Source organism: Zhongshania sp. (genome assembly GCF_041584495.1).
In the GTDB taxonomy this organism is placed as follows: Bacteria; Pseudomonadota; Gammaproteobacteria; order Pseudomonadales; family Spongiibacteraceae; genus Spongiibacter.
In genome coordinates this window covers 14,562-32,390 of the sequence record NZ_JBFHDY010000002.1, presented here as the reverse complement: position 1 = coordinate 32,390, position 17,829 = coordinate 14,562, and the positions used below count along the sequence as shown (strand labels likewise).

The window sequence follows — 17,829 nt, the reverse complement described above, 5'->3', positions numbered from 1 at the left end:
GGGTTATTTAAAATGAATGAAGTAATAGCGAAGAGTATTGATTTGTCTGGCAGGGTGGCTTTGGTCACCGGTGCGTCTAGCGGCTTAGGCGCCCATTTTGCCAAAGTATTGGCGCAGGCTGGCGCGACGGTGGTGGTTGCCGCCCGGCGTGTAGACAAACTAGAGGCACTGGTTGCAGATATAGTAGCGCAAGGCGGTAAAGCCTTGGCGGTGCCGATGGACGTTAATGATAAGGCTTCCGTGGTGGCGGCCTTCGATCAGGCGGAGGCGACCTTAGGCGCCGTTGCGATCCTAGTGAATAATGCTGGTGTAGCCGATCCCAGTCGTTTTGTGGACAGCACTGAGGAACAGTGGGACTTTGTCGTTGACACTAATTTACGTGCAGTGTGGCGGGTTTCTCGCGAGGCCTCAGCGCGGATGATACAGGCGGGAGTCAGTGGCAGTATTATTAACATTGCCTCGATATTGGGTCTGCAGCCAAGTGCGAATAATAGTTTGTACGCAACCGCTAAGGCGGGGGTCGTTCAGCTTACGAAAAGTGCTGCGCAGGAATTATGGCGCCATAATATTCGCGTTAACGCCTTATGCCCGGGCTATTTTGAAACGGAGATTAATGCCGACTTTTTCCACTCAGAAAAAGGTCGTCAGTACGTGACCCGAATGCAGCCGCGGCGCCTTGGTCAAATGGAAGAACTCAGTATGCCTTTAATATTATTGGCTAGTGATGCAGGCTCGTTTCTAAATGGCGTGGCGCTGCCGGTAGATGGTGGGCATTTGGTGCAGTCACTTTAAAGCGTGGCTATATTGCCATTGAATCTGCGCGCTAACGTCAATACAAAATAATCCGTAGCGCGCTACACTTCATCGCTTAATAATAGTGATAGAGGGTTAGCTCAGTGGCAAATACAACACCCATTCTGGTTGCATCTGGTCAATATGTGTTTCGCGATACGCTTACACCTGAAAATGCACTGGCACCAGTAGATATTGCGGCTGAAGCGGTAAAGGTAGCGCTGGCGTCGGCTCAGGCGACAGAACCGTTCGCGGAGCAAATTGATACCATCGCCTTTATTCGCGGTTTTGTCGATTCAATACCTAGCGGGGCTGGACCCTTTGGTATGAGTAATAATATTCCTCGTTCGTTGGCGAAACGTATCGGTGCCAATCCCCGCAGTGCGATTTACGGCCGTGAGGGCGGACATTCTCCTCAGCGCTTTGTGAACGAATTTGCGGAGAAGATCGCTGCGGGCGAGATGTCATTGGGCCTAATTGCGGGTGCTGAAGCCACCTGTATTATGAAGCAAGCTTTGAAGGCTGGCCTGCCGCTTGATTGGCGCGAACAAGTGGACGGTCAGCTGGACGATCGTGGTTGTCACTTACTGTTTACCGACCACGAGGTGAATCATGGCATCACCTTCCCCACTCAAGTTTACGCGTTGTTTGAGAATGCTTGGCGAGTTAAGCACGGCCTGTCTGAGGCTGCACATCGCAAGCTGGCTTCGCGCTTATTCTCTAAATTTTCTGAGGTAGCGGCGAGTAATCCCTATTCGCAGTTCCCGACTGTTCGCAGCGAGGCGTTTTTAAATGAGATCTCGGCTGAGAATTATTGGGTGGCGAGACCTTATACCAAATGGATGGTAGCGCAAGACGCAGTGAATCAGGGTGCGGCTTTGTTAATGTGTTCGGTTGATAAAGCTATTGAATTGGGCATTCCTGAATCACAATGGGTGTATTTACACAGTTATGCTGACGTCGATGATGGCTGGGTGTCGGAGCGACCAGATTTGGCCGTTTCCGAAACCATGCGCTTGAGTTTAAATGCGGTGTTAGCAAGCGTGGGTAAGTCGATTGATCAGATTGATATTATGGACATCTATAGCTGTTTTCCTATTGCAGTACTCGCAGCCTGCGAGGCTATGGGGTTGGATTGGACGACGGATAAGCCGCTTACGGTAACTGGTGGTTTGCCATTCTTTGGTGGCGCGGGAAACAGCTATAGCACCCACGCTATCGCCAGTCTAACTGATGTCTTGCGCAGCAAACCGCAAAACTATGGATTGATCATTGCCAATGGTGGTTTCTTATCTAAGCAATCGGTGGGAATTTACTCGGCGCAAGCACCAAGCAAGCCTTGCCACAATGCCGATCCTAATTTGCAGACCAAGTGCAATGCGTTGCCGCGCGCAGAGCTAGTTGAGCAAGCAAAAGGTATCGGCAGTATTGAAACCTATACGCTGGTGTATAACCGTGGCGTGGCAACGCTGGGTATGGTGGTTGGTCATTTGGATGATGGCAGGCGTTTTTTTGCCAACGCTGAGGACGAGTCTAGCTTGGCAATAATGGCGGGGAATACCGAATTGATTGGCCGTAAGGTGCAAGTGCGTCACAAAGAAAATAAAAATATTGTGAGCTTTAATTTGAACTAGTTGGTCGCCGGGGGCTTAGAGGTGTTGTCGGTATTTTTGCGGTGACATTCCGGTCCACGTTTTAAAGGCGCGGGTGAAGCCGCTGGCTTCTGAAAAACCGGTGCGCAGGGCTATTTGCTCAATAGACAGTTTGGATTTGCCGAGATAGTACAAGGCGGTGTCTTGCCGGCACTGAGTTTTGACTTCGTTAAAGCTTGTACCTTCTTGCGCTAAGCGTCGTCGCAGCGTCTGGGGGTGCAAATGCAGTTGTGAGGCGATATCTTCTATGCCTGGCGTATTGACTAGGCTTTTGTTGATAATAACCCGCACTTGGGCGGTCCAGCTTTTTTCATCATATTGTTGTATAAGAAAAACGAGATTTGGGTGCCGCAAAAAGCGGTGTAAAGACTGTTCGTTTTGTTTGGTGGGCAAATCGGTCAAGCTACTGTGGAAAATCATCTCGGTGCGTGGCTGATTAAAATATACCGGCTGGCCCAGAAATAAATGGCGGTACTCTGCGGCATGCTCGGGGGCAGGGTATTGGAGGTTTACAGCAATGAGTGGCAGGTGTTGCTGGGTAATCCAACTGCTAAACCGGTGCAGATTAAACATGACGAGCTCATAAGCGTAATTTTGGTAATCATACTCCTCGTCGCTCTGCGCTATAATTAATCTAGCCTCATCATCATTAATTTCAAAGTAGGGTTGTAAGCCCCACTCGAACATCTGATAAAATCGGCAATAGCGCGCTAGGGCGTGGCCCAGCGTTGCGCAGTTAATCACCGAGTAGCACATATTGTTCCATGTTCCGAGGGTGTAACGGCCTGGCCCATACCCGAGAAACTCATCTTTCATTGCACGAGTAACGATAGTTTGCAGTTTTCCTAATTTTACGGCCGGAATACGTGCGTTCTGTTGTTTAAGTAATTCTTTGGATATGCCCGCATCCATAAGCAGCTGGTTGGGGTCTAAGCCCTTGGTCACCGCATTGTGGAGAACGGCGTGAAGAAAGTAATTGGCAACAGAAATGTTGCGCATTGACGTTGTGCTACTCATTTTCTTCTACTTACGGCGTGGGTGTTGACATTGTTTTCCCGAGACGAACACTTGGAGTGGTTAATCATAACAGGCCCCTTGTAGTGGGATAAGGATATAAGGCCTATATAAGTAAAATATACTATAGTCGGTAGAAAGTTTGTGTATTACCGTGAATGTTGGGGCCGTGAATCTTGGCTATGCAGGGCATGAATAAGAATTAGGGTAAATGAGTCCGTTAAGAAATGAGTGTAATATATGCCGAAAATGAAAATGCAGGCGGTGAATACCCATTTTAAGCACACCTCTTGCCATGGTGTGTTACCTGCCTCTATCCTATATATGCTTATTGCGCCTAGCGTGTATGCGGTCAATTCTCAGCCGGCGGTACTTGCCCGCGTAGATGATTTAGCCAGCCTTAGCCTTGAGTCCTTAATGAATATTGACGTGGTTTCGGTATCTAAGCGTAGCGAACCACTTCAGCAATCCCCCGCAGCGGTTTTTGTCTTAGACGGTAGCACTATTATTCGCTCTGGTGTTAAAAGTATTCCAGAAGCCTTGCGCCTAATTCCAGGCTTACAGGTAGCGCGTTTAGATTCCCACTCTTATGCCATAACCGCGCGGGGCTTTAATTCGACCGTTGCTGATAAATTAGAAGTGCTCATGGATGGCCGCAGTCTGTATACCCCGTTGTATTCGGGTGTTTTTTGGGATGCGCAGGACACCTTGATGGATGATATTGAGCGCATTGAGGTGATTCGTGGGCCGGGTGCCGCGCTGTGGGGGGCTAATGCGGTAAATGGCGTGGTAAATATCGTTACCAAGTCGGCGGCGAATACCCAAGGCGGCTTTCAGCAAGCGGGCGGCGGCGGTGAGTTTGATGGCTTTGCGGCTTGGCGCTATGGTGGTAAAGCGGGTGCGCTTGGTCATTATCGCGTGTATGCAAAAACCACTCACTACGCCCCTCAAGAAAGCGCAGGTGCAGGCGATGCAAATGATGGCCGAAATCATGATCAACTTGGCTTTCGTACTGATCTTCAGCTGAGCGAAAGCGATAAACTGACCTTGCAGGGTGACTTGTATAAGGGGCGTATTGATAACCCGCTGAGCAATAAAGCTGAATCTACTAGTGGTTACAATGTAATCGCAAGGTGGAAACGGCGTTACGACAACACGGCCGATACCGAAGTACAGTTTGTTTACGATCAGAGTAGCCGTGACGATACTCAGACTTTTACGGAAGATCGCAATATTTATGATGTCGAAATAAAACATCGCTTCACGGTCGGGACGCGTCAGAATTTTGTGCTTGGCGGGGGCTACCATACAACAGATGATAATATTGGAAGTCTTAATCCGGCTGTCCTCAAGTTTGAACCTAGTGCGCGAAAAGATGAGACCGTCGATGTCTTTGTGCAAGATCAAATTGAATTAATCGAAAATAAATTACACCTAACCTTAGGAGCGAAGTACGAGAACAACGATTATACCGGTGATGAATTTCAGCCTAGTGCGCGCTTTAGTTATATTGTCAATGAGCATAATACGGTCTGGGGTGCGGTGTCCCGCGCCGTTCGGATTCCAAACCGCTTAGATCATACCATCGATATCTTTGGCGGTGTTTTGGTTGGTGATGAAAACTTTACGTCTGAAGAGGTGATTGCATACGAGTTAGGTTACCGCGCCCTGCTTAATTCTGAAGTTTCTGCTGATGTTGCTGTTTTTTATAACGAGTACGACAAACTGCGTTCGTTTACTGATGATTTTCTTAATCCACAAGCTGTTCCGGTTCGCTTTGTCAATGATGGTGCCGGGCGAACCCAAGGGCTTGAAATCGCTGTTCGGTGGGAGCCGCTGCCAGCGGTGAAAATCTTGGCGAGTTACGTCTATCAAGATATGGACGTGGCGGCGAAGTTCGGTAGTCGTGATCTTAATATTGCGCAAAACAACGAAAATGATCCAACCAATCAGGTCAATCTTAGGCTGGACTGGGATATAGCGGACAGCTGGTCTGTGCAAGCCCGGGCTAGGTGGGTCGATGCGCTTGATGATGTAGGGGTTAGGGCCTACTCCGCGTTTGATGTTACCAGTATTTGGCGGCTAAGTCCGCGTGTTGAGTTGTCACTAATAGGCACCAACCTACTAGATCCGCAACACGCGGAATTTAGCGGTGGCAATGAAATTGGTCGCAGTGTACATGGGCAATTCACATGGCATTTCTAAGTGGGGACTTTGTAAAGTTGTTACTTAGAGTTAGGTTGCAAGTGCGATTATTTATTACTGTGATCTTGGTTCCCTTTTGCAGTGCAATTCATGCTTATGCCGACACATCGGAATTAGAGTACCGAGTGAAATCTGCATTTTTATATAATTTCACAAAATTTATTGAGTGGCCTGCTGCTAGGCAACACGCAGATTTTGTAATGTGCGTTGCGGGTAGCCCGCAGTTGCACGCCAAGCTGGTAGAGACCATTGGTAATAAGGAAAACAATGGCATGCCGATCAAATTTAGCAGTATTCGGCATCCCGGTGAGGCGCAGAATTGCCAGCTGGTTTTCCTGGGCTTTATGGACGCAGCGCGCTTGAACGATTGGGTAGGTGCGCTGTCAGATGCGGCGGTTCTGACCGTGAGTGACGACAGCGGCTTTATTGAAATGGGCGGTATGATTCAGTTTGTTATTATTGATGGAAAAATTCGTTTTGATATCAATCAGACTGCGGCCAATCGTTCAAGTATAAAAATGAGTTCCAAATTACTGGGGCTGGCTCGAAATGTTAATTAATAACTGCGCAGTTAGGGCTTATGAATCGGAGTGCTGATGTCCCGATCAGATCGAAATTATTGGCAGCCATTGTCGGGACAACGTCTGTTTGTCTTTTTATTACTGCTTCCGTTTTTCTCGTTTATAACTGGTTCAATGTTCGCGACACGCTGAACAATAACCTGTCTGCTGTTGCCGAAGTTTTTACCTTAAATACAACTGCCGCGCTCAGCTTTAATGATGCCCCCGCCGCGACCGAAATTTTGTCTTCTTTGCGTGCTAAACATGATGTTTTGCAAGCTTGCGTATACAAATCCGATGCGACTGGGGAGCATTTGTTTGCGCGCTATAACCGAGATGTCGGAAGTTCATTGCAGTGCTTGGAGGTACCGCCAGATAAAAATTTTTATACTCATAATCATTTGGTGGTGGTTAGCCCCGTGATGTTAGGCAGTGAACGTATCGGAAGTTTGTATATTGAGCGAGGCTTGAGCGATCTGTGGGAATCGACAAGACTAGATAGTCTTGTGGTGGGCTTAATGGTGCTAGCGAGCATCGCAATTGCCTCTATTTTATCCCTGTTTTTACAACGCTTAATTTCAAACCCAATATTAGCTTTGTTGCAGACAACGAAGGAGGTGTCAGTGGCGGGTGATTATTCGCTGCGCGCCCTACCGACAGGGAATGATGAAATCGGTGAGTTGATCTCGGGCTTTAACAATATGTTGGCTCAAATCCAGAGTCGTGATCTTACTTTGGAGACGACCAGGGATGAGCTTGAAATCCGTATTGAGCAAGCGGATAAGGCCAATGCCGAGCTAGAGCAGGCGCTTAAGCGATTAAAGGAAACTCAAGAGCAGCTGGTGAATAATGAAAAAATGGCATCACTTGGTGGCTTGGTTGCCGGGGTCGCCCATGAGATAAATACCCCTGTTGGGGTCGGCGTGACTGCTGCCAGCACACTCAGAGAAGACACTAAGGCGACAACTGATCTTTATGAAACCGGTGAATTAACAAACTCGGCACTTAAACGGTATTTCGCGACATGCATGCAGGCTACCGAGATCATACTGGGCAATTTGCAGCGCGCCGCAGACCTCATTCATAGCTTCAAGCAAGTCGCGGTAGATCAGACTAGCAGTGAATATCGGATGTTTGAACTAAAGCGCTATATTGATGAGACCATGCTGAGTCTCAAGCCAAAGCTGCGTAATACAGACCTTGTGGTAGAGATTGAGTGCGACCCCAATTTAGCAATTAATTCCGTGCCAGGGGCGATGTCACAGATTATTACTAACTTGGTCATGAATTCAGTGCAGCATGGCTTTAACGAAGGGGAGAGAGGGCATTTACGCATTGCCGTTGAGGAGCAGCCGGAGCAAATTCGTATTCAGTACAGCGATGACGGGAAAGGCATGCCACTAGACGTCGTTAATAAGATATTTGACCCCTTTTTCACCACTCGTCGAGGCTCAGGTGGCAGCGGTCTCGGGATGCATATTGTTTATAACTTGGTTACCCAGCAATTGAAAGGTAGCGTCAAGGTAAGAAGCGAACTTGGAAAAGGCAGCATAGTTGAAATTACCTTCCCTAAAAAATTACTTGAATAATATTTGGGCACTATTTAATGGTGTGAAGTAACTGGCTGAGTCCAAGATGGAAAGGATCTCAAGGGGAGCGTATGGTTTTAGGGGCTTTGAGAATTATCGATTACGAGTGCCGGTCCACTGCAGGTGGGGGATTATAAACAGGGTTTAATGAGTGTCATCCCCCGTTTATTGGGTAGAGCCCAGGGTGAGATGAGTGTCGTTCCCGGTTGATGGTGTAGAGCCGCCAATAACTGCTGGTGTGAAATGGTGTCCCCGACAGGATTCGAACCTGTGACCTGCCCCTTAGGAGGGGGCCGCGCTATCCAGCTGTGCCACGGGGACATCAAGTGCGAATGGTGTGGTTTACCACCGCGCGGCAGATTCTATAGTGATTGGCGCTGTGAATCAAAAAAAGGCTTATTTTACTAATGGTTCGCTATAGCTCGGTTGGCTGTCCCAGGGGAAATGAATCCAGGTCGCTTGGGAAAACTCCCTTATGTAGTGCTGGGTTAGCTCTTTGGCTTGGGGTTTGGCGTAAATGGTGACGAAGCAGGCTTTCGGTAGAAGTTCTTTGGCAATTTTGGCGGTGCCGCCAGTATCAACTAGGTCGTCGACTAATAAGTAGCCGTCACCATCACCTTCAACGGTCTTTAAAATATTAATCTTGCCCTGTTGGTCATGGTCGTAGCTGGCGATACAAAGGGTGTCGACCACGCGCAAATTTAATTCCCTTGCCAAAATGGCGCCTGGAACTAATCCGCCACGAGCAATACTGACAATGCCTTTCCACGGTCGGTCAGTTAGCTTGCGGGCGAGGTTTAGGGTGTCGCGGTGAAGTTCATCCCAACTTAGGTAGTAGACGGGGATATTGGAGTCCGGCATGGCTGTGACCTTTGTGCTGTCGGCAAAGGTGGCAGATTGTGCCGGATGGTAAGGGTTACCGCAAGAGCTCGCTGGAGTGAGGTAGCATAGGGGTGTCGATTATTTGACAATTTAGGGTGACTGTTAGTAGGTTTATTAGTATAGTCAAAAAAATGACTTTTACCGGGTTTGTTAATGCAATCAGAATTAAGGCTATTGGTTGTCGCGCCGAAAGAGTTGGAGTGTCGGCTGCTCACACTCCTAGCCGCCCTTGGGGAGTCGCATGTCAGTAGTGACTGGCGCTCAGCTGCACCAGGCGACTGGGATGCGGTGTTTTGCGGACGGTTAAGTGCCGAGCAAAATGGCTGGTTGTTACAGGCTGCGGCGAGTCATTTGCAGCTTATTTCAGTCGTTGCTGAGCAATCAGTGACGGCGGATCTCGACGCCGCTTCGGATTTAGTATTGAAGGATCGTTGTTATTATCTAGACGTACTGGAAGTACTTTACCAAGTGCGGGCACGCTTATCCGTACCCAAGGAATTGCTCAGTGATATGGCATTGAGTGAAGAGGTCGTGGGTGTCAGTCCCGCGATAAGCGAGCTGCGTCGCCTGACGCGGCAGGTTGCCGATAAGGCCGTAACTGTTCTCATTACCGGGCCATCTGGTGCGGGAAAGGAGCTGGTTGCCCGAAGCCTGCATAAGCAATCTCGACGGCGGGATGCGCCGTTTGTACCTATTAATTGCGGGGCTATTCCTCGAGAGTTATTAGAGAGTGAGTTGTTTGGTCATGAGCGCGGAGCGTTTACCGGGGCTATTTCCAGCCGTGCAGGACGTTTTGAACTAGCAGAAGGGGGCACGTTATTTCTCGATGAAATTGGCGATATGCCGCTGGATATGCAAGTTAAAATTTTACGAGTTATTCAGGATCGCCAGTTTCAGCGTGTCGGTTCAGATAAAACTCGGCTTGCGGATGTGCGGATAGTTGCAGCCACTCACCGAGATTTAGAGGCAATGATTGCCGCTGGCGAGTTTCGTGAAGATCTTTATTATCGCCTGAATGTATTTCCGTTGCAGGTACCACCGCTGGCTGAACGGGCAGAGGATGTGCCGCATTTGGTTCGCGTACTATGTCAGCAGCTTCGTGCCGAAGGCTTGGGTGAGTTGCGTTTGGCTGGCTCTGCGATGGCGTCATTATGTGCGCATCATTGGTCGGGTAATATTCGGGAACTGGCGAATTTATTGGAAAGATTAGTCATCATGTACCCAGATAAGGTCGTGGGGCTCGGTGACTTGCCGGACAATTACCGCTATGGCGAAGAGCATTGGCGTGAATTTGCGCCAATACCAAGTGCTTTAGGTCGAGACGCCACTGAACAATGTGAATTTAAAGTGTCTTTACCTGCTGACGGATTTGATATGAAGGCGCAGATGCGAGTCTTAGAGCGCGCTTGGATTGAGCAAGCTTTGGCTACCCATGGCGGAGTCGTCAGTAAAGCCGCCCAGCATTTAAGTTTGCGGCGGACGACCTTAATTGAAAAAATTCGTAAATTGGCTATTCAAGTTTAGCGTTTTAATTTCAGAGCTTGGCTTTAGCCTCCGGCGAGCTTCACCTGAAAACCCTTAGCTTCTAATAAGGCTTTTAATGTTTGACGATGGTCGCCTTGAAACTCCATTTCGCCGTCTTTAATGGCGCCGCCAGTGCTGAGCTTTTGACGCAATTCCTTGGCGAGGTTTTTTAGCGCAGTGTTATCTAATTGCAAGCCATTAACAATGCTGACTCCTTTCCCTTTGCGGCCTTTGGTTTCACGGCGGATGCGGGCGATACCGTCGCCATCGGGTAGGGTCATGCTGTTGGTTTTACATTGGCAATTACCGGTGGCTTGCTGGCATTCTGGGCAAAGGCGACCTTGGTCGGTGGAATAAACAAGTCTAGACACGATTTTCTCCTTTTTCACGCTGTGCTGATTATAATGGCAGCACGCGGCTTTTGGCGTGTTTTTCGTAAAAACAATCAGTGGAGTGTGGATAATGGTCGGCGATGTTTCTGCCCAATTAATTGAGCTGCAAAGTCAATTTGCCTTTCAAGAGGATTTACTTACCGCCTTAAATGACCGGGTTGTGGCGCAAGATCGTGAATTGCAAAACATGCGTAATGCCATTACCCGCCTTAGTGAGCAAATTCGTCAGCATAGCACTGTAGCTGATGGCGCTAGCCAGTCAATTGACATGGATAGGCCGCCTCATTATTAAGAGCTCGGTGTTGTTTTAGTGTCGTAGAGGAGGATAACCTTGGCGCGTGAGCCCCAAGGTTATATTACAGGTATTGCTTATTTTAATACTGAAACTTCTTCTGCCTGGGGGCCTTTTTCGCCTTCGCTTAAGACAAACTCGACTAATTGCCCTTCGTTCAAGCTGCGGCGACTGCGTCCCTGACCGCGAATTGAGCGGAAGTGTACGAAAACATCACCGCCAGCATCACGGGTAATAAATCCGTAGCCTTTGCTGACGTTAAACCACTTAACCGTGCCGCGTTCACGCTGACTTTTGAACTTGTCTGCTAAGCTGGGCAAGCAGGGAGATAGCATCATGGCGAGTGCAACGGTAATACAAATAATGGCCGCCGGTGCGATTTGTAAAGCGTCTAATCCGATGAGTTGAAGCGCCCAAAGGCTGGCGAAACTTAAGGTGGCAAGTATAATAATTCTAATTATCAGTAACATATAGATCCAAATATAGCTGAAATGAAATGGTGTAAAGTGCTGTTAGTGGGTTGTTTGTGTATAAACCCGGCGCGAATCATAGCATTTCTGAGGCTTTACGTCGCGGTGCTCGGCCTGAGGTCATTTAGGTTTACATTTAACGGGGTGTCGGCGCATAACGGGGGGCGGATTTAGTACGCTTAGACTAAGCTGAATGTAGGCCTTCTCGATTGAATAGACTGGGGTTTAGTGGAAATTACGCATAGTGGCTGCTACGGCTTACGGGCATTCTTGATAGGTTAATTAAAGCTGAGGTAATTTTGTGCGTGATTGGGTGAAATCTAAGGAAGGCTTGAATAGCGAAAAACGGAATCGCGTCATTCTAAATTTGTCTATTGTTGTCCTATTTACATTGATGGTACTGATTACAGCGACTGAAACCATTCGGTTTGTTGACGCGGACGCGAAAGTTGACAACGCAACAGCGGTCGTCGCGCAAATTCAAATACAAGAAGATTCTTTGTTTGCTTTGGACGCGCTGACGAACCGAGGGCTCGTCATTAGAGAGTTCATGGATGCTTTAAACGAGGGTGATTTGTTTGTGTCTGACAGTGTACGCGCGCGCTTAATCTCCGCCCGCGAGCTGTTATTAAGTGAGGGTATGCTGGGCTTTCCAAAAGACACCAGAGTGGATCTCTGGCGATTGCTCGGTGTGTATACTAGCTTTGAATTGGATAGCTATGGTCGTACTGCGGGAGTAGGGGGGCAGTCTAATTTAATTCCCCTTAATCCACAGGTAGATACCCAAACATTAATCCGTGATTTACAAAATTTGCGGGTACAACAAAAGAAGTGGGTGAATGATTTAGCGAGCCAAGCACTGGATTCACGGCATTTAAATTATACGCAGTCCTATCTTGTTATTTTTTTGATTTTGTTAGGATTTATTCCTTTGTTTTGCGGTGTTGTAACGTCGAGGCATTTTGCCAAAGAACATCAGCAGCTATTGAATACCCAAGAGTATTTTAATCGTTTGATCAGTAGTTTGCCCGGTTTAGTGTTATTAACTACCCGCGCTGGAGAAATTATTGGGGCGAGTAAGGCGGTATCAGCTTTTCTGGGGCATTCGCCGGAGTGGTATCAACACGCAACGATAGCGAAAATTCTACCAAAGCGGTTTCGGCAGCAGTACCAGCTATATAGTCAGAATCATCTTGAGACAAAAAGCGGAATGGTCAAAGGCCGAGAGCTGTTGCTCCTCGATGCCGATGGCAAAGAACTGCCCGTGGAGCTATTTTTTGGCGATTTTGAAACGGCTGACGGAGAGGTATTAGTCGTCAGTTTTCGCGATGTCCGAGAGCAGCGCGCCTTGTATCAGCGTTACCAGCGGGTGCAACGCCGCTTTGATATGGCTATGACCGCGTCTAGAGATGGCTTATGGGAGTGGGACCTGAACACCAATGAGGTTTTGTTCAGCGCATCGTGGCTGGAGATGATGGGGATTTTGGGTGGCCACCCGCTAAATGGGCTGGTGGTATTTGAAGATTGTGTATTTCCAGAAGACCGGTCTCGTGTTAAGCGGCAACTCGAGGCATTTTTGCGTGGCAAGGACGTCTTGTTTAGGGCTGAGCATCGATTGCGCTGTCGTGATGGCAGTGTCCGCGATGTGGTGAGCCGGGCTTGTGCGCAGCGTGACAGTAACGGAAAAGTGTTGCGAATGGTGGGCGTACACTCTGACGTGACCTCATTCAAAGAAGTCGAGCGGGAAGTGTTGCGTTTAAACCGCAATTTGGAAGACCGTGTCCGGCTGCGTACCCAGCAATTAGAAAATGCCTTGGTCAGCGCGGAGGCAGCGAACAGTGCCAAAGCGGCTTTTTTAGCGGTTATGGGGCACGAGATCAGAACGCCCATGAATGGCGTGATTGGCATGACGGATTTGTTGGCGAAGACTACCTTGGATCGTGAACAAAAAATGATGGTGGATACTGTTCGCCGCTCGTCACAGAGCTTGCTATCGACCCTCGATCATATTCTTGATTATGTGGCGCTCGAGTCGGAAAGTGCAGAAGTTAGCCCAGCAGCGCTGCAATTTGTTGAGTTTGTTGAAGGCGTTGTCGATAGCGTGGGCTTGCAAGTCGCAAAAAATAAACAGCGCTTTATACTTCATATTGCGCCTGATTTGCCGGCGATTGTTATAGTCGATGCTGCTTACTTACGTAAAGTACTGTGCAACCTAATTGATAATGCGATTAAGTTTTCTGTGTACACGGCGCCTCACGGTATTATCCAGCTGCGTATAGGTTTGGCAGAGGATCAGTCTGGTGTAGCACTGGGGCAGCAACGCTTGGAAATTAAGGTTATTGATAATGGCATCGGCATTTCCAGTGAACAGCGCAGCCAGCTCTTTGAGCCATTTGTGCAAATGGAGACAAGTCGGGCTCGTCGCTTTGGTGGTACCGGCTTGGGTTTGGCCATTTCTGCAAGAATCGTGAAGCGAATGGGTGGTCAAATAGCATTGAGCAGTGCCCCAGGGGAGGACACCTGCTTTGCTGTGGAGCTTGTCGTTGGGGTGCCAGAAGCGCAAGGAGCTGTTGAAGAGCCTCGCCGAGTTGCGGTACTTCCTTGTATTCCTGATGTACTACTACGCAATGCTGTGGATGTGATTCTAGCGGCAAATGGGTATGAGGTGCACGGGTTTGAGTCGCTTGCTGAGTTAAGCACAAAAGTAGATGGGCTTGCTTTGCCGGGAGTTGTGTTGGCGCTAGCGAATAATCAGGGCGTACAGGATTACTGTGTTAGCCATAATTTGAAAATGCTCGCGCTAAGCGAGCGACCGAGAGACAAAGCGGCTTTAAGTGTAGATCGCGTCTATACAGACCCGCTATTGCCCTCTGCCTTGGTGCGTGCACTTGAGCGCGAGCAGCGAGGCTTAAATTTGGTTGTTAGTGGCGCGTAAGGCTATGCTCAGACCTTGGTTACATCTTCGGCCTGCAAGCCTTTGGGCCCACTAATTAAATTAAACTCCACGGCTTGGCCTTCATCTAAAGTGCGATAACCTTCGCCACGAATCGATCTGAAGTGCACAAAAACATCGCTTCCTTCATGATGGCTAATAAAGCCAAAGCCCTTGGTGTTATTAAACCACTTAACCGTGCCTGAAACGCGTTCACTCATTGTTGTACCTCGCAGTTATGTTCATTGCAGGGAATAAAGTAATAAGAAATTCGATGGCTAATACCTGTGTGCGGCCCGTGGCGAGCTGAAATTGTGCTGAATGCTGAGGGAAAACAGGGGCGTTGCAGGTACTGCGAGGGAAAGAGTGCGCTGGAAAATGCGGCGCTTGGCAATTACGTGCAAACATCACTATACGGCGGGGTATCGGGCCAGTGTTAAACCCTACTATAGCCGCTTCAGCGTAATTGTCTACGGCTGCGGCGTTTATAGCAGGGTTAGCGAGCTTTTTAGAGTGCTTGGATGCTTGTTATTTGCTCTGACAGGGTGTGCTGCGCGGCTTGTTGGACGGCGAGTTTTTCCTGCTCTTTGGTAACAACATCGGCAGGCGCTTTGTCTAAGAAGCCTGCGTTACTGAGTTTGCCTTGGATGCGTTGAATATCTTTGTCGAGCTTTTGAATCTCTTTTTCGAGACGGGCAATTTCAGCCACTTTATCAATCAGGCCGGACATTGGCACCAACACTTCCATGCTGCCAACCAGCTGCGTTGCCGACATCGGTACATTGTCGCTGGTGGTTAGCCACTGGATGTTGCCCAGCTTAGCGAGTTTACTCAGCGCTTGACGATTGCCATTGAGGCGGCGTAAATCCTCGTCGTTGCCATTTCTAAGCAGCAAGCTAAGGGTTTTGCTCGGCGGCACGTTCATTTCGCCACGAATATTGCGGATGGCCAGAATCACACTTTTTAGCCACTCGGCATCGGCAATCGCCTCGCTGTCAATTTCATCATTGGCGGCAATGGGGTAGTCCTGCAGCATAATTGTGTCGCCGCCAGTCTTCAACGCAATACCCGCAATGGGGGCAACTCGCTGCCAAATTTCCTCAGTAATAAAGGGCATAAAGGGGTGAGTCATACGCAGCGTGGCTTCTAAAACCCGAATCAAGGTGCGGCGGGTGCCGCGCTTGGCTTCTACGCTGGCGTTGTCGTCCCACAGTACCGGTTTGGACAGTTCGAGATACCAATCGCAGTACTCATTCCAAATGAATTCGTAAATGGCTTGTGAGGCGTGGTCCAGACGGTAGGCGGTCATGGCGTCGGCAACGACCAATTCCGTTTGCTGTAGCCGGGAAATGATCCAGCGATCTGCCAAGCTGAGTTCAACGGCCTCGCCATTAATGCCGCAGTCCTGCTCTTCGGTGTTCATCAGCACGTAGCGGGCGGCATTCCAAATTTTATTGCAGAAATTGCGGTAACCTTCGAGGCGTTTCATATCCCAGTTTATGTCGCGGCCGGTTGATGCCAGCGAAAATAGGGTGAAACGCAGGGCGTCGGTGCCGTGGGCGCCGATACCGTCGGGGAAGGTGTTGCGGGTGGCCTTGGCGATTTTATCGGCGAGCTGGGGTTGCATCATATTGCCACAGCGCTTGTCGAGCAGGGCGTCGAGTTCAATGCCATCAATCATGTCCAGTGGGTCTAAGACGTTGCCCTTAGACTTGGACATTTTCTGGCCCTGCTCGTCACGGATCAGGCCGGTGACGTAAACGGTTTTGAAGGGCACTTGGGCCTCGCCGTTTCCGTTTTTATTAAAGTGCATGGTCATCATGATCATGCGCGCCACCCAGAAGAAAATAATGTCGAAGCCGGTAACCAAGACATCGGTGGGGTGGAAGGTCTTTAGGCGCTCGGTTTGCTCCGGCCAGCCGAGGGTGCCGAAGGTCCACAGTGCGGAGCTGAACCAAGTGTCCAGCACGTCATCGTCTTGCTTGAGTTCAAGACTGTCGGTCAGCTGATATTTTTCTCTGGCCTCGGTTTCGTTGCGGGCAACATAAATATTGCCTTCGCTGTCGTACCACGCGGGAATGCGATGGCCCCACCACAGTTGCCGCGAGATACACCAGTCTTGAATGTCGCGCATCCAGCTGAAGTACATATTCTCGTATTGCTTGGGCACAAACTCGATACGACCGTCTTCTACCGCTTCAATAGCGGGTTTGGCCAGTGCTGCAGTGGCAACAAACCACTGGTCGGTGAGCATCGGTTCAATGACCAGCCCCGACCGGTCGCCACGGGGCACTTTGAGGGCGTGGTCGTCGACTTTTTCAAGCAGCCCTGCGCTGTCTAAATCAGAAACTATTACTTTGCGCGCGGCGTAGCGGTCTAAACCGGCGTAGCTAGCGGGCAGGGCTTTATCGAGGTCGGTATTCTCTGAGCTATCGCTATTGAATATCTCGGCCTCAGTGCGAACCGCGGCGTCTTGGTCGAGAATATTAATCATTGGCAGTTTGTGGCGCTGACCTACGGCGTAGTCATTAAAGTCATGGGCTGGGGTGATTTTAACGCAGCCAGTACCGAATTCGCGGTCGACGTAGTCGTCGGCGACAATGGGAATTTGACGGCCGACCAGTGGCAGGGCGATAAATTTGCCGATCAGTGAGGCGTAGCGCTCATCTTTTGGGTTCACCGCCACAGCGGTGTCACCCAGCATGGTTTCGGGGCGAGTGGTGGCAACGACTAAATAATTCTTGCCGTCGCTAGTGGTGGCACCGTCGGCAAGTGGGTAGCGGAAGTGCCACATAAAGCCTTTTTCGTCGGTGTTTTCGACTTCAAGGTCAGAGATGGCGGTGTGCAGTTTGGGGTCCCAGTTAACGAGACGTTTGCCGCGATAAATCAGTTTGTCGTCGTAGAGGCGAACAAAAACTTCTTGTACGGCTTTGTAAAAACCGTCGTCCATGGTGAAGCGTTCATGATTCCAATCTACCGAGGCACCGAGGCGGCGAAGCTGGCGAGTGATGGTGCCGCCAGACTCTTCCTTCCATTCCCAAACCTTGTCTAAAAAAGCGTCGCGACCCAAGTCGTGGCGAGTTTGGCCGGTTTCGGCGGCAAGTTTGCGCTCAACCAGCATTTGGGTGGCGATACCTGCGTGGTCGGTACCCACTTGCCAGAGCGTGTTTTTACCCTGCATGCGGTGGTAGCGGGTGAGGGCGTCCATGATGGAGTCTTGGAAGGCGTGGCCCATGTGCAGACTGCCGGTGACATTTGGCGGCGGAATCATGATGCTGTAGGCGTCGCCTTTACCCTGCGGCAAAAAATAACCGCTTTCTTCCCAGTTTTGGTACCACTTGGTTTCGATGTCGGCGGGCTGAAATGTCTTGTCCATTGTGTCTCTATTGTCTGCTGTAGCGATAAATGATGCCGCGTCTGCCACGCTAAAACCAACATGGCCGAATAACTGAGTGCGGTGATTAAAAAGAGAGCAAGTATACTGAGTTTTAAGCCTGCTGGCCAAAGCTGTGGTCGGGATTGTCG

The 17,829-nt window shown here is 49.5% G+C and carries 14 protein-coding genes and 1 tRNA gene; 8 read left to right on the top strand and 7 right to left on the bottom strand.

All coding sequences use genetic code 11. From position 1 onward, the window contains the following. The first annotated feature begins 12 nt into the window (after nt 1-12). Together ABYP33_RS00585 and ABYP33_RS00580 are read left to right on the top strand one after the other, a co-directional pair. Nucleotides 13-792: an SDR family NAD(P)-dependent oxidoreductase gene (locus ABYP33_RS00585; RefSeq protein WP_373087075.1), complete on the top strand. Its 780-nt coding sequence runs from the start codon at nt 13-15 to the stop codon at nt 790-792. A gap of 104 nt (nt 793-896) precedes the next feature. Next, nucleotides 897-2,426 carry an acetyl-CoA acetyltransferase gene (locus ABYP33_RS00580; RefSeq protein ID WP_373087073.1) on the top strand — a complete coding sequence of 510 codons (1,530 nt, stop codon included), beginning with the start codon at nt 897-899 and terminating at the stop codon, nt 2,424-2,426. Between the two features lie 15 nt (nt 2,427-2,441). Here the strand turns inward: ABYP33_RS00580 and ABYP33_RS00575 are convergent, their stop codons facing one another. After that, entirely contained in the window at nt 2,442-3,461 is a 1,020-nt protein-coding gene (locus ABYP33_RS00575; protein WP_373087071.1) for an AraC family transcriptional regulator, read from the bottom strand. A gap of 237 nt (nt 3,462-3,698) precedes the next feature. On the opposite strand from ABYP33_RS00575, the gene ABYP33_RS00570 reads away from it, so the two are divergent. Genes ABYP33_RS00570 through ABYP33_RS00560 form a run of 3 tightly spaced genes read left to right on the top strand, consistent with a single transcriptional unit; the run spans nt 3,699 to nt 7,812 of the window. Further along, the gene (locus tag ABYP33_RS00570) at nt 3,699-5,663 is read left to right on the top strand and encodes a TonB-dependent receptor plug domain-containing protein (RefSeq protein ID WP_373087069.1); all 1,965 of its coding nucleotides are present in this window, start codon (nt 3,699-3,701) and stop codon (nt 5,661-5,663) included. Between the two features lie 41 nt (nt 5,664-5,704). Further along, nucleotides 5,705-6,223, top strand: a complete 519-nt coding sequence (locus ABYP33_RS00565) for a YfiR family protein (protein ID WP_373087067.1) — start codon at nt 5,705-5,707, stop codon at nt 6,221-6,223. A gap of 20 nt (nt 6,224-6,243) precedes the next feature. After that, nucleotides 6,244-7,812, top strand: coding sequence for an ATP-binding protein (locus tag ABYP33_RS00560; protein WP_373087065.1), 1,569 nt, complete (start codon nt 6,244-6,246; stop codon nt 7,810-7,812). A gap of 244 nt (nt 7,813-8,056) precedes the next feature. On the opposite strand, the gene ABYP33_RS00555 is transcribed toward ABYP33_RS00560, so the two are convergent. Both ABYP33_RS00555 and gpt read right to left on the bottom strand, forming a co-directional pair. Then, nucleotides 8,057-8,133: transfer RNA gene (locus ABYP33_RS00555), tRNA-Arg, on the bottom strand. A 75-nt stretch (nt 8,134-8,208) separates the two neighbouring features. Then, nucleotides 8,209-8,673, bottom strand: coding sequence for a xanthine phosphoribosyltransferase (gpt, locus tag ABYP33_RS00550; protein WP_373087063.1), 465 nt, complete (start codon nt 8,671-8,673; stop codon nt 8,209-8,211). Nucleotides 8,674-8,847: 174 nt separating this feature from the next. On the opposite strand from gpt, the gene ABYP33_RS00545 reads away from it, so the two are divergent. Continuing rightward, nucleotides 8,848-10,218: a sigma-54 interaction domain-containing protein gene (locus ABYP33_RS00545; RefSeq protein WP_373087061.1), complete on the top strand. Its 1,371-nt coding sequence runs from the start codon at nt 8,848-8,850 to the stop codon at nt 10,216-10,218. A 23-nt stretch (nt 10,219-10,241) separates the two neighbouring features. Here ABYP33_RS00545 and ABYP33_RS00540 read toward each other — a convergent pair whose 3' ends face one another. Further along, nucleotides 10,242-10,589: a translation initiation factor Sui1 gene (locus tag ABYP33_RS00540; protein ID WP_373087058.1), complete on the bottom strand. Its 348-nt coding sequence runs from the start codon at nt 10,587-10,589 to the stop codon at nt 10,242-10,244. A 91-nt stretch (nt 10,590-10,680) separates the two neighbouring features. Here ABYP33_RS00540 and ABYP33_RS00535 point away from each other — a divergent pair, with 91 nt between their 5' ends. Further along, nucleotides 10,681-10,902 (top strand): SlyX family protein, encoded by a 222-nt coding sequence (locus ABYP33_RS00535; RefSeq protein WP_373087056.1) that lies wholly within the window; start codon nt 10,681-10,683, stop codon nt 10,900-10,902. 77 nt (nt 10,903-10,979) lie between these two features. Here the strand turns inward: ABYP33_RS00535 and ABYP33_RS00530 are convergent, their stop codons facing one another. Then, nucleotides 10,980-11,237, bottom strand: coding sequence for a cold-shock protein (locus ABYP33_RS00530; RefSeq protein ID WP_373087185.1), 258 nt, complete (start codon nt 11,235-11,237; stop codon nt 10,980-10,982). A gap of 436 nt (nt 11,238-11,673) precedes the next feature. Here ABYP33_RS00530 and ABYP33_RS00525 point away from each other — a divergent pair, with 436 nt between their 5' ends. Continuing rightward, nucleotides 11,674-14,307, top strand: a complete 2,634-nt coding sequence (locus tag ABYP33_RS00525) for a PAS domain-containing sensor histidine kinase (RefSeq protein ID WP_373087054.1) — start codon at nt 11,674-11,676, stop codon at nt 14,305-14,307. An 8-nt stretch (nt 14,308-14,315) separates the two neighbouring features. On the opposite strand, the gene ABYP33_RS00520 is transcribed toward ABYP33_RS00525, so the two are convergent. Both ABYP33_RS00520 and ABYP33_RS00515 read right to left on the bottom strand, forming a co-directional pair. After that, nucleotides 14,316-14,525, bottom strand: coding sequence for a cold-shock protein (locus ABYP33_RS00520; RefSeq protein WP_373087052.1), 210 nt, complete (start codon nt 14,523-14,525; stop codon nt 14,316-14,318). A gap of 287 nt (nt 14,526-14,812) precedes the next feature. Beyond that, entirely contained in the window at nt 14,813-17,680 is a 2,868-nt protein-coding gene (locus ABYP33_RS00515) for a valine--tRNA ligase (RefSeq protein ID WP_373087050.1), read from the bottom strand. Between the last annotated feature and the right edge of the window lie 149 nt (nt 17,681-17,829).

Excerpts from the sequence above, each read along its gene's own strand:
- ABYP33_RS00585 (WP_373087075.1), top strand. The coding sequence starts at position 13 with ATGAATGAAGTAATAGCGAAGAGTATTGATTTGTCTGGCAGGGTGGCT.
- ABYP33_RS00575 (WP_373087071.1), bottom strand. The coding sequence starts at position 3,461 with ATGAGTAGCACAACGTCAATGCGCAACATTTCTGTTGCCAATTACTTT.
- ABYP33_RS00570 (WP_373087069.1), top strand. The coding sequence starts at position 3,699 with ATGCCGAAAATGAAAATGCAGGCGGTGAATACCCATTTTAAGCACACC.
- ABYP33_RS00560 (WP_373087065.1), top strand. The coding sequence starts at position 6,244 with ATGAATCGGAGTGCTGATGTCCCGATCAGATCGAAATTATTGGCAGCC.
- gpt (WP_373087063.1), bottom strand. The coding sequence starts at position 8,673 with ATGCCGGACTCCAATATCCCCGTCTACTACCTAAGTTGGGATGAACTT.
- ABYP33_RS00545 (WP_373087061.1), top strand. The coding sequence starts at position 8,848 with ATGCAATCAGAATTAAGGCTATTGGTTGTCGCGCCGAAAGAGTTGGAG.
- ABYP33_RS00535 (WP_373087056.1), top strand. The coding sequence starts at position 10,681 with ATGGTCGGCGATGTTTCTGCCCAATTAATTGAGCTGCAAAGTCAATTT.
- ABYP33_RS00530 (WP_373087185.1), bottom strand. The coding sequence starts at position 11,237 with ATGCTATCTCCCTGCTTGCCCAGCTTAGCAGACAAGTTCAAAAGTCAG.
- ABYP33_RS00520 (WP_373087052.1), bottom strand. The coding sequence starts at position 14,525 with ATGAGTGAACGCGTTTCAGGCACGGTTAAGTGGTTTAATAACACCAAG.
- ABYP33_RS00515 (WP_373087050.1), bottom strand. The coding sequence starts at position 17,680 with ATGGACAAGACATTTCAGCCCGCCGACATCGAAACCAAGTGGTACCAA.